Here is a 13,561-nt window from a genome sequence, read left to right on the forward strand (position 1 = left end):
TCGCCCCGCCGGCATCACCCGCCCAGCAGCTTGATGACGTGGTCGCCGACGATCAGGTAGATGCCGTAGACGACGGCGATGGCGCTCACCGCGAAGCAGGCCCACGCACCCACGAGGGCGGCGCGCTTCTGGCCTTCGGAGAGCGGGCTCTTCTTCGCCGCCTTCTTGGCGCGCTTCTCCGCGGCCTTGATCTCGGCGGGCGTGACGATCGTGATGGCGTCGGTGAACTCTGCGGGCGTGACGATCGGCGTGCGTCCCGAGATGGTGAGCAGCCGGATGCCGAGCGAGTACGCGGAGACGACGACCGCGGTGCCGACGAGGGCGGACACGAGGACGAGGACGAATGCCAGCCAGTCGATCACTTCTTGACCTTCTTCTTCGGCTTCGGGTTGCGCTTGATCTTGACGGCGCGGCCGGAGTCGGCCACCTCGCTGACGACGTTGTTCGCCGAGACCTCGCTGCGCCGCGACCAGAGGAAGATGCCGGCGATGACGGCGACGCCGACGACGGTGTCGATGATGATGCCGACGACGCCGAGCTGCAGGGCGACGAACGCGGCGAGCGCGCCGACGGCACCGGCGGCCGGCAGGGTCATGAGCCAGCCGATGCCGATGCGGCCGGCGGTGCGCCAGCGCACCTTCGAACCCCGACGACCGAGGCCGGAGCCGATCACCGAGCCCGAGGCGACCTGCGTGGTCGAGAGCGCGAAGCCGACGTGGCTCGACGCGAGAATCGTCGCGGCGGTCGCCGTCTCGGCGGCGAAGCCCTGCGCGGGCTTGACGTCGGTCAGGCCGGTGCCGAGCGTCTTGATGATGCGCCAGCCGCCCATGTAGGTGCCGAGCGCGATCGCGACGGCGCAGGTCACGATGACCCAGGGCTGCACGTCGCTGCCGACCGCCTGCACGCCCGCGGCGACGAGCGTGAGCGTGATGATGCCCATCGTCTTCTGCGCATCGTTGGTGCCGTGGGCGAGTGCGACGAGCGACGAGGAGAAGATCTGCGCGTGCCGGAAGCCGTCGCGGCCGTCGGGCTTGCCGTCGTGGCGGCGCGTGATGGCGTAGGCGAGCTTCGTCGCGATGTAGGCGATGAGGCCCGCGGTCAGCGGGGCGAGCAGCGCCGGCAGGATCACCTTCGACAGCACGACCGAGAAGTCGATCGCGCCGACGCCGAAGCCGACGAGCGCTGCGCCGATGAGCCCGCCGAACAGGGCGTGGCTCGACGACGACGGCAGGCCGAGCAGCCAGGTGATCATGTTCCACACGATCGCGCCGATGAGGCCCGCGAAGATGAGCTCGGGCGTGATGAGCACGCCCCCCGGCCCCTCTTTGATGATGCCGCCCGAGATCGTCATGGCGACCTCGGTCGAGAGGAACGCGCCGACGAGGTTCAGCACCGCCGCGAGGGCGACCGCCACCTTCGGCCGGAGCGCACCGGTCGCGATCGGCGTCGCCATGGCGTTCGCCGTGTCGTGGAAGCCGTTCGTGAAGTCGAAGAAGAGCGCCAGTGCGATGACCAGCACGACGATGAGGGGCGTATCCACCGGCGTCTTTCTTGCGAGAGGGAGCGGTTCACCTGGAGTTCAGGGCCGCGTCGATCCTACGCGACGGGAGGCCCCTCTGACACCACCGTCGCGAGATCCTCGCCGAAGACGAAGGTGCGCCGGGCCAGCCCGCCGGCGAGCACGCCCGGCAGCCAGAGCCGGGCGTCGTCCCACATCGCCTCGTACGGCACCGCTTCGAGCGCGAACCACTCGGGGTCGAGTTCGTCGGATGCCTCGGGCTCGCCCCGCCAGGCACGGGCGACGAACACGTGGGAGCGCTGGCTCCACCTCTCGCGGTGGGGGAAGTGGTACGTCATGAGCCCGCGCGGCTCGAGGTCCTCGGCGGCCACGACGAGGCCGACCTCTTCGAGGATCTCCCGCACCGAGGCATCCGCCGCGGTCTCACCGGGCTCGAGCTTGCCACCGGGTGCGACGATGCGCCCCTTGCCGAGACCCTGCTTCTTGCGGCCCAGGAGCACCTCGGTGACCCCGTCGCGCTCGCGGAGCAGGTAGCAGACGCAGACGTCGTACACGGATTCAGCCGAAGAGGATGCGCGCCTCGTCGTACCGCGACTGCGGCACCCGGTTGAGCGTGCCCACGGCCTCGGCGATCGACACCGTCTCGATGTCGGTGCCGCGCAGCGTCACCATCGAGCCCCATGCGTGGGCGTAGACCGCGTCGATGGCGGCCATGCCGAGGCGGGTCGCGAGCACGCGGTCGTAGGCCGATGGCGCACCGCCGCGCTGGATGTGGCCGAGCACGGTCGCGCGCGACTCGATGCCGGTGCGCTCCTCGATCATCGGCGCGAGGATGTCGGCGATTCCGCCGAGCCGCGGGCGGTTGAAGGCGTCGAGGCCCTTGTGCGAGTGCGCCTCGTCCATGCCGTCGAGCGTGAACCCCTCTGCGACGACGACGAGCGGGGCACGGCCTCGGTCGCGGACCGACTCGACCCACTCGCAGATCTGCTCGATCGACTGCGGCTGCTCGGGGATGAGGATGGCGTGCGCTCCCCCGGCCATGCCCGAGTGCAGCGCGATCCAGCCGACGTGGCGGCCCATGACCTCGAGCACCATGCAGCGGCCGTGGGAGTCGGCGGTCGTGCGCAGGCGGTCGATCGCCTCGGTCGCGATCTCGACGGCCGTGTCGAAGCCGAACGAGTAGTCGGTGGCGGCGAGGTCGTTGTCGATCGTCTTGGGCACGCCGACGACCTTGATGCCGCCCTCGTCGTGGAGCCGGCGGGCGGCCGTGAGAGTGCCCTCGCCGCCGATCGCGATGATCGCGTCGATGCCGTGCTCGTCGAGCATGCGCTGGATGTTCTCGGGGCCGCCGCCCTCGCCCTCGAACGGGTTGGTACGGCTCGAGCCGAGGATCGTGCCGCCCTGCTTCGAGAGGCCGCGCACGTCGTGACGGGTGATCGGCATGATGTCGGCCTCGACGACGCCCTTCCAGCCCCAGCGGAACCCGACGAACTCGGTGTCGTGCGAGATCACGCCGTTGAGCACGGCGCCGCGGATCACCGCATTCAGGCCGGGGCAGTCGCCGCCGGAGGTGAGGATGCCGATCTTCATGCTCGCTGGACTCCTTGGGGGTGAGGGGGGAATCGTCGGTGGAGCCGCTTCATCGGGGCACGACGTTCGGAAGTCTAGCGAACCTCGACTCTGGTGAGACGTTTCGGTCGGGCACTCGAATCGAGGTCGCCAGAATGCCGCAAGCATCGTGCCAACTGCGCGATCAAGGTAGCACCCGAGCTGAAGGCTGCCGAGTCCCAGCGAAGGCAAGCTCGCTTGCCGTCGTGTCTGCCGAAAGCGCCCCAACGAGCACAGCAAACTTGTACGGCATCGCGACGTTCAAGGGACGATGGCCCGTGCCTCTCAGTCCATCCCCCAGCGCCCTGACGCGCATCGTCCGCCGCCAAGCGCCCAGTGGACGACCGGGATGCGACGCCCGGAACACAACCCTGCCCAAACAGCCTCACCCGACACTGATCACGACGTCGACACCGACCACAGGCTCATCGGTGGATCCGGGTTAAATCCTCCTCGTGCGACCATCCCTGGTCCCGGGCGGTGATGGCGAGTTGTTCCCAGCCCCGCCCGATCGTGGGCGCCTTCAACGCGCGGATCAGGTAGCCGAGGGTCGCGGCGGTGTCGGTAGCGGCACCCATCAGAACACCTCCCCGGTGGCTGGGTAGAAGTCGATGCCGAACAGCTCGTCGTAGTCGGACGGGTCGCGGAACATCACCCGCCGCTCCTGCGCCACCAGCGCCGCGGCGCGTTCCCGGTCGCGTTTGGCAGCCGAGTACTGTGACCACAGCCCCTTCGCGATCTGAACCTGGGCAGGATCGGTGCCATCCTTTCAACTCGAAAGAATGCGGCATCAAACCCGCAGCGGTTCAGATTCGCTTCCGCTTCATCGACCGTCGATCCGCCCCCACGACCCTCCCCGGCACCGCCCGAGACTGGATTTAGGGTTGCCCCCACCTCTTCGTCGAACGATCAACAGCACGCCGATGAAGACCAGTTCCAGGACTGCGAAACCAGCGACCATCGACCAAAGTTGGGGCTGGCTGGTTGCCGCGAAGAGAATTGCGCCAACGACAGCGCATCCCCAGACGACCACATTGAAGGTCGCACCTCGAGTGGAGAACGGGTCCAGATTTCGCTTCATTCGAACTTGCCTATCCGCTTGCGCCAACAACCATGACCAGTATCAAGAGGGCAGTTCCAACCACAGCAAACAAGACTACGGCGGCCCATATCATTCCCTGCACGGCGCGCTTCGCGAGCAGTGGGCCCATCAGCCAGTTGCCCTGAATCCGCCGGGTCAGCTCTTGACGTTTCAGAAAGATAAGCACGCTGGCAGCTAATCCAAGGAGCCCCAATACAATCGCTGGCCCGAAGTTCAATTCTGATATGTGCGGTGTCATCGGCTACTTCCACCTCCACAACTCCGCAATGAGTCCACCCATTACAGAGAGTCCGCCACCGAGCCCGTACTCCCAGCCGTGTCCTGCCTCGGGAACAAGTATCGGGTAGGGAAGCCCCCAACTCGTTGCGGAGTCCAAGCCAACCCCGAACTCTCCGTAGTAGCCAACGCCAGCGACAGCGGATGCGCTCGCCCCTACTCCCAGCCCTGCACTTCTGTTGTATCCCGTGCCAGCCGTGAACGAAAGCTCCGCTCGCGGCCCGGCACCGATCTCGAAGCTCCCGAGCAATACCCCGTCTTCCCTTGCCATCGCCCCCATCGCGACACAGTACTCAAAGCATGCGGTGAGCGTGTAGTCGGCAGATTTGCACCAATAACTTCCTCCACATTCCGGAGGAGCCGAGGTCGTCGGCTGGGCAACACCTATCGTCGGAATTGGGTCGGAGCCGTCGAGATCACCCGCGTCGCGACTGGTGTTCGTGTTCATCGTTTCTTTGTCCCTGCCTTTGCCAGGCTTGTGCGGGTTGTACGTGCTGTTGTCGGTCGTACCTTGGATCAGGAGCCCGGATGCGTCTTCGTAGGTGAGTGGGCTGTTGCCCGCGTACGCGTATCCGTTCCATTGCTGGGGATCCGTCAGGTCGAGGATGGGGTCGACGCTGATGAACGCGCCGACGGTTTCGTCGTAGTGTCTGGCGCCGAGGAGGGTGAGTCCTGATCCTGCGTCGCGGTTTTTGCCGAGGAATTGGATGTCGCCGGGCACGGTGGACGCGTTCGAGGTGCCGCGGGTGTCGCCGAAGGGGTCGGTGTACAACCGTCGTACCGCGGTAAGCGTGGGGTTGCCGCCGTTCGGGACCGCGGCGAGTGGGGTGTCGTGGTGGTCGGTCACGAGGGAGGTGACCGCGTTGAGGCCGCGAGCGGGACCAGCCGCGCTACAGCGCCCCGTCGAGGGCCTGGCGCAGCAGGTGCTGGAGAGCGTCGAGCTGCACGGAATCGGCCGAGCCCGGCTCGACGTCCTGGCCGTCGAGCGCGCGCGCCGCGAGGCCCTGCTTCGAGTCGATCAGCTCGGCGATGCGGGCGTCGATCGTGTGTGCGGCGATGATGCGCCACGCGGTCACGGGCTCCTCCTGGCCGATGCGGTGCACGCGGTCGATCGCCTGGGTCTGCTCGGCGGCCGTCCAGCTGAGCTCGGCGAGCACGACGTTCGACGCGGCCTGCAGGTTGACGCCGACGCCGGCCGCGGTGAGCGAGCAGACGGCGACGTGCACCTCGGGGTCCTTGTTGAACGCGTCGATCGCGGCCTGGCGCTGCAGGGCGGTCTGGTCGCCGCGGAGCGACACGGTGCGGAGCTCCCGCGACGCGAACGCCGCCTCGGCCTGGTCCATGACGTCGATGTGCTTCGCGAAGAACACCACCTTGCCGACGGACCGGGCGAGCTGCGCCGCGTAGTCCGCCGCGAGGCCGGCCTTCGCCTGGCCGATGCGCCGCACCATCGTGAAGACGTTCTCGCCGGACTTCGCCGACTTCGACTCCTCGAGCTCGGCGCTCGCGACCGCCCGGATGAACTGGTCGCGGGTGTCCTCGTCGAGGTCGCCGATGCGCAGGTGGCGCGCCTCGACGAGCGCACGGAAGCGCGAGGCGAGGCGGTTGCCGAGCTCGCGCTCCGCGGCGCGCACGGAGCGGCCGAGCTCGTCGTCGAGTTCGACGGGGAGGTCGGCGATGCGCTTGGCCGGAAGGTCGGCCGCGACATCCACCTTGCGACGTCGCACGATGCCGAGGTCGATGACGGTGCGCCGCGCCTCGGCGTAGAAGCCGGGTTCGGCGGGGGTGAGCCCCGTCTCCTCGAGCTTGCCGAGGAGCTCGGGCGAGGGCTTGTCGCCTTCGATCCAGCCGAGGAACTGCCAGATCGCGCGGAAGTCGTCGACGTCGTTGATGAGCGGGGTGCCCGTGAGCGCGAGCAGCAGCGGGTCGCCGCCGGGCGTGGCGCGCCGGATGCGGTCGGCGAGCGCGAGCACGTTGCGCGAGCGCTGCGACTGCAGGTTCTTGATGAAGTGCGCCTCGTCGACGACCATGCCGCGGAAACCGAGCGTCGAGAGCCACGCCATGTGCCGGTCGAGCACGTCGTAGTTCACGACGACGACGTCGGCGAAGGCGTCGAGGGTGTCGCCGTCGCCGTGGATGACGGTCGCGCGACGGTGCGGGGTCCAGCGCTCGACCTCGCGAGCCCAGTTCATCTTCACGACGTTGGGCACGACCGCGAGCAGCGGGTAGGCGTTCGAGACGGATGCCGCGAGCACGGACTGGGCTGTCTTGCCGAGGCCGGGCTCGTCGGCGAGCAGGAACGTGCGGTGCCCGTTGCGGGCGCTCTCGATGAAGCGCGCCTGGTGCTTCATGAGCTCGAGGCCGCGGGGTGCGAGCCGGTCGACCTTCGGCGCCTCGGGCAGCTCCATCGTGGCGGCCTGGCCGCCGGAGCCCTGCTCGAACGCCTTGAAGAGGGGGCCGAGCAGCTCCCAGTTCGCGAGCCGGCGCACGGGCACGACGGGCGCGACGGCCTTCGAGAAGTCGGGGGCGAGGAACGGGTTCGCGAGCTGGCGGGACTTCACGGAGCGCGGCACGACCTGGTTCTCGGACAGCTGCGGCACGACCGGCTCGGCCTCACGGGTGATGATGAGCTCGTCGGGGCTGAGCTCGGCGCCCGACTCGAGCAGCCAGTCGCGGCGGAATCGCTGCGCGACCGTCGAGATCGAGGCGTCGGGCTCGAGCAGCTGGATGAGGCTCGTGTCGCGCGCCGCGGTCTTCGCGAGGATTTGCGCGATGCCGTCGAGGCGCTTGAGCAGTTCGGCGCGGGCGGCGTCGGTGATCTCGGAGTCGGCCTTCACGCGGGCTCGCTCCTCGCGCATGAGCAGGGCGATCACCTGGAACTTCTGCCGGTTGGTCGGGCCGAGCTTGCCCTTCTGCGCCTTCTGCTCGACCTCTCGCACCTTGCGGGCGAGGATCGGGATGATGGGCGCGTCGTCGTCGCGCGAACGCGTGCGCTGCCGCTGCCTCTGCTGGGCCATTGTTCTCCCGTTCGTTCGTGCCGGAGCCCGGCACGCCCCCTGCGGCACCGATGGGTGATCGGGCCGACTGCCACGGCTCGGAGGCCGCGCGACGCGGTACGCCGAATCCCGAACCGAGCAGCGGCGAGCGGGGCTCGCACGGTCGGCCGAAGAACGGATTCGTCGGGCGCGGTGCCCATTCTAGCGGGACCGGGGCTCAGAACGGGAAACCGGGGCTTCACCCGGCGACATGCACGGCGTAGCTCAGCAGGAAGCCCGCGGTCGCGAGGAGCCCCGTGAAGGCGTGTGCGGTGCGGAACGCCTCGGGGATCATCGTGTCGCAGATCATCGCGAGGATCGCCCCCGCTGCGATCGCCGTGATGAACGCCGTGAGCTCGCCCGACGCGTCGTCGAGCAGCGTGTAGCCGGCGAGCGAGGCGAGCCCGCTCGCGAGGGCGATGCCCGTCCACAGCAGGAAGACGTAGGCGCGCGAACGGCCGTTCGCCTTCAGCTCGGCGGTCGAGCTGAGTCCTTCGGGCAGGTTCGAGATGACGACCGCGACGAACACCGGGACGCTCACCCCTGCGCCGCCGACCATGCTGAGCCCGAGCACCGCCGACTCGGGGAGGCCGTCGAGCAGCGCCCCGATCGCGATACCGGTGCCGGTGCCCGGGTCCTGCCCGGTGCCGCGCGGGTTGCGCTGGTCGAACCGGTCGAGCAGGCGGTTCGCGAGCACGTACACCACGGCGCCGACCGCGAAGCCGACGACCGTCGGCCAGAAACCGCCCTCGTCCTGCGCCTCGAGTACGAGATCGTAGGCGAGCGCCGAGACGAGCACGCCCGAACCGAACGCCATGATGCCGGCGACGATGCGCGTCGGCACGTCGACGAACCAGGCGATGACGGCGCCGGCGAGCAGTGCGCCGCCCGCGATGAGGCCCGCGAGACCCGCCAGCATCCAGTCGGCCATGGGGCGAGCATATGGCGGAGGGCTACCCCTGAGGCGCCGACCCGCCTACCCTTGGAGTATGGACGAGCTCGCGGGGGCGGGCGCGGAGTTCGCGCCCGAGGACGACGACTTCACGGTGTCGCAGGACACCGAGTTCGATGAGGCCGACGAGGCGCACGACGACGACGAACGCTCGCTCGACGACGCGCTCGACGATGAACTGCCGGGCGTCGACGCCGAGCGCCGCGTCGACCTGCGCGACGAGCGGGTGCCCGCGGCCGACGACGAGTGATCGAGGCGAGCGGGGTTCAGACGCCGCCGCCCCCGCCGCCGCCACCGCCACCGCCGGAGGAGCCGCCGCCGCCCGAGCCGCTCGACGACGAACTCGAGCTCGAGCCCGACCACGAACTGCTCGACGCCGATGAGAACGACGAGACGCCTGCCGCGAACCACGCCGCGTTGAAGCCGTCGCGGCCCGAGTACCACTCGGGAGCGCTGCCCTCGCGCTCGTAGAGCACGGCGAGTTCGCGGCTCCAGTCGCGCTCGAGGCCGAACAGCACGGCGTACGGCAGCAGGCGTTCGTTCAGCTTCAGCACGGCGCGCTGATCGGTCGCGTCGACCCGCAGGGCACCGCTCGGGCTCTGCAGCACGCGCAGTCGGTCGGCCTCGGCGAGCCGGATGTAGAGCCGGAGGCCCTCGAGGTGGTCGCGAAGCTCGCGCCCGTGCTCGGTGAGCGGGCGTACGTCGATGACCAGGCCGAGCGTCATGAGCGAGGCGGCGAGCGCCACGACGAAGCAGATCGCAGGCCATGCGCCGCCCATGACGCCCTCGAGGGCGACGATGCCCAGGACGACGCTCAACGCGGCCGCGACGACGGCGATGAGCCCGAGCAGCACGCGCAGGCCGCGGTCGGGGCGGCGCCGGAGACCGGCGGCGACGACGCCCTTCGTCACCCGCTGCCGGATCGCGAGCAGGCGTCGCCCGAGCGCGGTGTCGCGCGACTTCAGGTCGCGCACGGCGCCGCGCGCGGGCGGAGAGCCGAACAGCGACCGCGTGACGGCGCTCGCGTGCTCGTCGGCCGGCGTGGTGCCGCCGACGTACTCGACGGCGTAACGGCGCCGACCCGTTTCGACGATGCGCACCTCGCCGGCCACGGCGCGCTCGAGGATGGTCGAGGTCACCCCCTTGCCGGGCTGTCCAACGAGATCTGCGGAGACGAATGCGGACACGCCCTCGGGCGGTTCGTACTGCGCCACGATCGTGCCGCGGCCGGGATGGTCGCGCCACCGGGTGAGCCGGGCGATGAGGGCTGCGAGTGCGGCGCCGACGGCGACGAGGGCCGCGATGCCGCCGCCGACCGCGGCGGGCGACGACCAGAAGGCGTCGTCGCGCGGCACGACGGTGCCCGCGCGGAAGCCCGCCGCGATCGTGAGGTTCTCGTAGGGTCCGATCGACGCCGCCTGCGCGACGACGACCGTCTCACCGTCGGCGCCCTCGTCGGTGGTGATGCCGTCGCACGGGGTGCTCGAACCGCTCCAGCCGCGGTAGCAGGCCACCGCGCCGGTGAAGCCGTCGGCGAGCGCTCCCCCGAACCGGAGTTCGGCGCGCACGACGCCGAACGGCTGCGCCCACCCGGTGCCGTTGACGTCCCAGTAGAACTCGTCGATCGCGGCGTCATCGGGCACGTGGGTGACGTTGCGCTGGCGGTAGTCGATGACGTACGTCTGCCGGCCGTGCACGAAGTCGTCGGCCCGGATCGTGACGAGCAGAAACTCGCCGTCCTCGTCGGTCTCCGTCTCGAACGCGCGCGGGGTACCGGTGCCGTCGGTGACCGATTCGATGACGAGGTCGGTCGGGTGGCCGTCGTAGTCGAGCGGGATGGCGCGGCGGATGCCCCGGTTCTGGTCGAACTCGGGGAACTCGGCGACGAGGGTCTCGGTGGTCCCGAGCATCGAGCGCCCCTCGGCGTCGAGCGAGAGCTCGTACACGGCGTCGAACGACGAGAACGTGAAGTCGTCGACGCCTGCGCGAGGACCGATCGCCGAGACGGGCGCCGGCGCTCCGCCCTGGCCGGCGGCGGAGGACGAGGCCTTCGACGCCGACGACGCCGACGGCGCCGCATCCGCATGGCCGGCCCCGACGCCGACGAGCAACGGCCCGGTCACGACCATCGCGGCGACCACGGCGGTGAGGGCCCGGCGGAGCGGACGACGAAGCGGCATGCCTCCCACGCTAGCGGCCCGCATCGTGCGGGGTGATCCCCAGAACGCGCGGGAGTCCGCCGCCTCGTCGCCGTCGGGCGCGTGCTCGGACGTCGGCCCGGGCTCGGAGCTCAGGCGCGGCGCAGCCGCAGGCTGTTGAGCACGACGAACACGCTCGAGAACGCCATCGCGGCGCCCGCGATCATCGGGTTGAGGAACCCGGCGGCGGCGAGCGGGATCGCCGCGACGTTGTAGGCGAACGCCCAGAACAGGTTGCCGCGGATCGTTCCCAGCGTCGCGCGCGCGAGTGAGATCGCGTCGGGGATGGCTCCCGGCTCGTCGCGGGTGAGCGCGAGGTCGCTCGCGCTCGCCGCCGCGTCGGTGCCGCCGCCCATCGCGATGCCGAGGTCGGCCGCGGCGAGCGCTGCGGCGTCGTTCACGCCGTCGCCGACCATTGCCGTCTTGTGGCCGCCGGACTGCAGGCCGGTGACGACCGCGAGCTTGTCCTCGGGGCTCGCGCCGGCGTGCACCTCGTCGATCCCGAGCTCTGCGGCGATGCGACGGGCGGGTCGTTCCGCGTCGCCCGTGAGGAGCACCGGGGTCAGCCCCTGGCCCCGCAGCCGGTCGATCGCGGCGCGGGCGCCTGGTCGGGTGGCGTCGCCGACCTCGAGCACGGCGCGCACCTCGCCCTCCCAGCCGACGGCGACGGCCGTCGCGTCGGAGTCGGCGATGCGGCGCGCGAGCTCCGTCGGCAGGCGCAGCCCCGACTCCTCGAGGAACGCCGGTCGACCGACCGCGGCACTCCGCCCGTCGACGACGCCGGTCACTCCGAGGCCCGCGTGGGCGCGGAAGTCGCGCACGGCGGGCACGGAGACGCCGCGCTCGGCGGCGCCGGCGACGACGGCGCGCGCGATCGGGTGCTCGGACCGCTGCTCGAGCGCGGCGGCGACGGCGAGCGCCGTCGTCGCGTCGGTCGCAGCATCCGCCGCTCGCTCACCGTCGCCCGTGATGCGGGCCGACCCGCCTCCGCCGGCGGCGACGACGACGGACCCGGCCGTCACGACCTCGCCGAGCCGCATGCGCCCGGTCGTGAGCGTGCCGGTCTTGTCGAGCAGGATCGTGTCGATGCCGGCGATGCGGTCGAGGGTCTCAGGCCCCGTGATGAGGATGCCGCGCTCCGCCCCGCGTCCCGTTCCGACGAGGATCGCCATGGGCGTCGCGAGTCCGAGCGCGCACGGGCACGCGATGACGAGCACGGCGACGGCGGCGGTGATCGCCTGTTCGACCGGGCTGCCGGTCGCGATCCACGCGATCGCGGTGCCGAGGGCGATCGCGATCACGATCGGCACGAACACGGCGGAGATGCGGTCGGCGAGCCGTTGCGCGCGCGACTTGCCGAGCTGCGCGTCTTCGACGAGGCGGGCGATCTGGGCGAGCCGGGTGTCGGCGCCGACCCGCGACGCCTCGACGACGAGGCTGCCGCCGTGCACGATGGTCGCCGCCGTGACCTCGCTGCCGGGCGCGGCGTCGACCGGCGCGGGCTCCCCCGTGAGCATCGACTCGTCGACACTCGCCTCGCCGTCGACGACGGTGCCGTCGGCGGCGATGCGCTCGCCCGGGCGCACGACGAAGCGGTCGCCGGGGTGGAGGTCGGCGATCGGCACGCGGGTCTCGACCGTCGCGCCGGCCGCACCGCGCAGCACGGTCACCTCGCGCGGGGCGAGTTCGAGCAGGGTGCGCAGCGCGCGGCCGGCGCGGCGCTTCGAGCGCGCCTCGATGTACCGCCCGAGCAGGATGATCGTGATGACGCCCGCCGCGACCTCGAGGTACACGTCGCCGCCGGGCGTGCCCCGCACGCCGAAGGTCCACTCGTGCGTCATGCCGGGCATGCCGGCGTGCCCGAGGAAGAGCGCCCACAGCGACCAGGCGAACGCCGTGAGCGTGCCGAGCGAGACCAGGGTGTCCATCGTGAGCGAGCCGTGCCGCAGGTTCACCCAGGCGGCGCGGTGGAACGGCCAGCCGCCCCACACGACGACCGGTGCGGCGAGCGCGAGCGACAGCCACTGCCAGTAGGTGAACTGCAGCGCCGGGATCATCGCGATCACGACGACCGGCACCGTGAGCACCGCAGAGACGATCAGCCGGGTGCGCAGCGGGTCGTCCGCGATGGATGTCTCGGCGCCGGCGCCGAGCGCCGGCGCCTCCGCCGTTCGGGGCGAGCGCGTCGCGGTGGACGTGCGGGGCCCTTCGGCCGCGATCGGCGACTCCCCCGTCCGCGCCGGCGCCGCGGCATCCCGCCCCGCATCGCGCTCGACCGGGGTCGCCGTATAGCCCGCCTGTCGAACCGCGTCGACGAGCGCGTCGATCGAGGTCGTCGACGGGAATCGCACGCGTGCCCGCTCGGTCGCGAGGTTGACGGCGGCCTCGACGCCGTCGAGCCGGCCGAGGCGCTTCTCGACGCGCCCCACGCAGCTCGCACAGGTCATGCCCTCGATGTCGAGGTCGATCGTGCGCACCTGGGAGTCGTCGAGCGTGGTCATGGGCTCGAATATACCCCCTAGGGGTATCGGGTGCAAACGCGCTATCCTGAGATGGTGATCGAGGACATCAAGAAGCGCGCCCTGCACCGCACGAAGATCATCGAGGGCCAGCTGCGCGGCATCGAGAAGATGATCGAGAACGACGACTACTGCGTCGACATCATCACCCTGTCGCTCGCCGTGCAGAAGTCGCTCGGGTCGCTCAACAAGCTGCTGGTCGAGAACCACCTGCGCACGCACGTCACCCACCAGTACGAGGCGGGCGGCGACGAGCGCGAGGCGGCGGTCGCCGAGCTCGTGCGCATCTTCGAGCTCTCCAACCGCGGCTGAACGCTCGCACCGCGATCCCGCCGCGGGTGCGAGCGCTGCC

Annotated in this window: 12 protein-coding genes; 2 read left to right on the top strand and 10 right to left on the bottom strand. The window is 70.6% G+C overall.

Features of this window, described 5'->3' with window-relative positions; all coding sequences use genetic code 11:
• Window positions 1-14: 14 nt before the first annotated feature.
• The 8 genes from LR269_RS14125 to LR269_RS14160 all read right to left on the bottom strand — a co-directional run bounded on the left by LR269_RS14125 (window position 15) and on the right by LR269_RS14160 (window position 8,471).
• Window positions 15-362 carry a peptidase gene (locus tag LR269_RS14125; protein ID WP_231431396.1) on the bottom strand — a complete coding sequence of 116 codons (348 nt, stop codon included), beginning with the start codon at window positions 360-362 and terminating at the stop codon, window positions 15-17.
• Window positions 359-1,540, bottom strand: a complete 1,182-nt coding sequence (locus tag LR269_RS14130) for an inorganic phosphate transporter (protein ID WP_231431397.1) — start codon at window positions 1,538-1,540, stop codon at window positions 359-361. Before LR269_RS14130 ends, LR269_RS14125 begins: the two co-directional genes overlap by 4 nt.
• Window positions 1,541-1,596: 56 nt before the next feature.
• A complete protein-coding gene (locus LR269_RS14135) occupies window positions 1,597-2,073 on the bottom strand; it encodes an 8-oxo-dGTP diphosphatase (RefSeq protein ID WP_231431398.1) in 477 nt (158 codons plus the stop codon).
• Between the two features lie 4 nt (window positions 2,074-2,077).
• Window positions 2,078-3,109, bottom strand: coding sequence for a 6-phosphofructokinase (locus LR269_RS14140; RefSeq protein ID WP_231431399.1), 1,032 nt, complete (start codon window positions 3,107-3,109; stop codon window positions 2,078-2,080).
• A 443-nt stretch (window positions 3,110-3,552) separates the two neighbouring features.
• On the bottom strand, window positions 3,553-3,705 hold the full coding sequence (locus LR269_RS14145; protein ID WP_304504452.1) for a hypothetical protein: 153 nt from the start codon (window positions 3,703-3,705) through the stop codon (window positions 3,553-3,555).
• Between the two features lie 765 nt (window positions 3,706-4,470).
• Complete coding sequence (locus tag LR269_RS14150; protein ID WP_231431400.1) at window positions 4,471-5,352, bottom strand: RHS repeat-associated core domain-containing protein; 882 nt, start codon at window positions 5,350-5,352, stop codon at window positions 4,471-4,473.
• 43 nt (window positions 5,353-5,395) lie between these two features.
• Window positions 5,396-7,522 (bottom strand): DEAD/DEAH box helicase, encoded by a 2,127-nt coding sequence (locus LR269_RS14155; RefSeq protein WP_231431401.1) that lies wholly within the window; start codon window positions 7,520-7,522, stop codon window positions 5,396-5,398.
• Window positions 7,523-7,739: 217 nt separating this feature from the next.
• Window positions 7,740-8,471 carry a ZIP family metal transporter gene (locus tag LR269_RS14160; protein ID WP_231431402.1) on the bottom strand — a complete coding sequence of 244 codons (732 nt, stop codon included), beginning with the start codon at window positions 8,469-8,471 and terminating at the stop codon, window positions 7,740-7,742.
• 58 nt (window positions 8,472-8,529) lie between these two features.
• On the opposite strand from LR269_RS14160, the gene LR269_RS14165 reads away from it, so the two are divergent.
• Window positions 8,530-8,742: a hypothetical protein gene (locus LR269_RS14165; protein WP_231431403.1), complete on the top strand. Its 213-nt coding sequence runs from the start codon at window positions 8,530-8,532 to the stop codon at window positions 8,740-8,742.
• 16 nt (window positions 8,743-8,758) lie between these two features.
• On the opposite strand, the gene LR269_RS14170 is transcribed toward LR269_RS14165, so the two are convergent.
• On the bottom strand, window positions 8,759-10,672 hold the full coding sequence (locus LR269_RS14170; RefSeq protein WP_231431404.1) for a DUF2207 domain-containing protein: 1,914 nt from the start codon (window positions 10,670-10,672) through the stop codon (window positions 8,759-8,761).
• 110 nt (window positions 10,673-10,782) lie between these two features.
• On the bottom strand, window positions 10,783-13,191 hold the full coding sequence (locus LR269_RS14175; protein WP_231431405.1) for a cation-translocating P-type ATPase: 2,409 nt from the start codon (window positions 13,189-13,191) through the stop codon (window positions 10,783-10,785).
• Window positions 13,192-13,245: 54 nt separating this feature from the next.
• On the opposite strand from LR269_RS14175, the gene LR269_RS14180 reads away from it, so the two are divergent.
• Window positions 13,246-13,521: a metal-sensitive transcriptional regulator gene (locus tag LR269_RS14180; RefSeq protein ID WP_275506703.1), complete on the top strand. Its 276-nt coding sequence runs from the start codon at window positions 13,246-13,248 to the stop codon at window positions 13,519-13,521.
• The last annotated feature ends 40 nt before the right edge of the window (window positions 13,522-13,561 follow it).

Source organism: Agromyces sp. S2-1-8 (assembly GCF_021129215.1).
Lineage (GTDB): Bacteria > Actinomycetota > Actinomycetes > Actinomycetales > Microbacteriaceae > Agromyces > Agromyces chromiiresistens.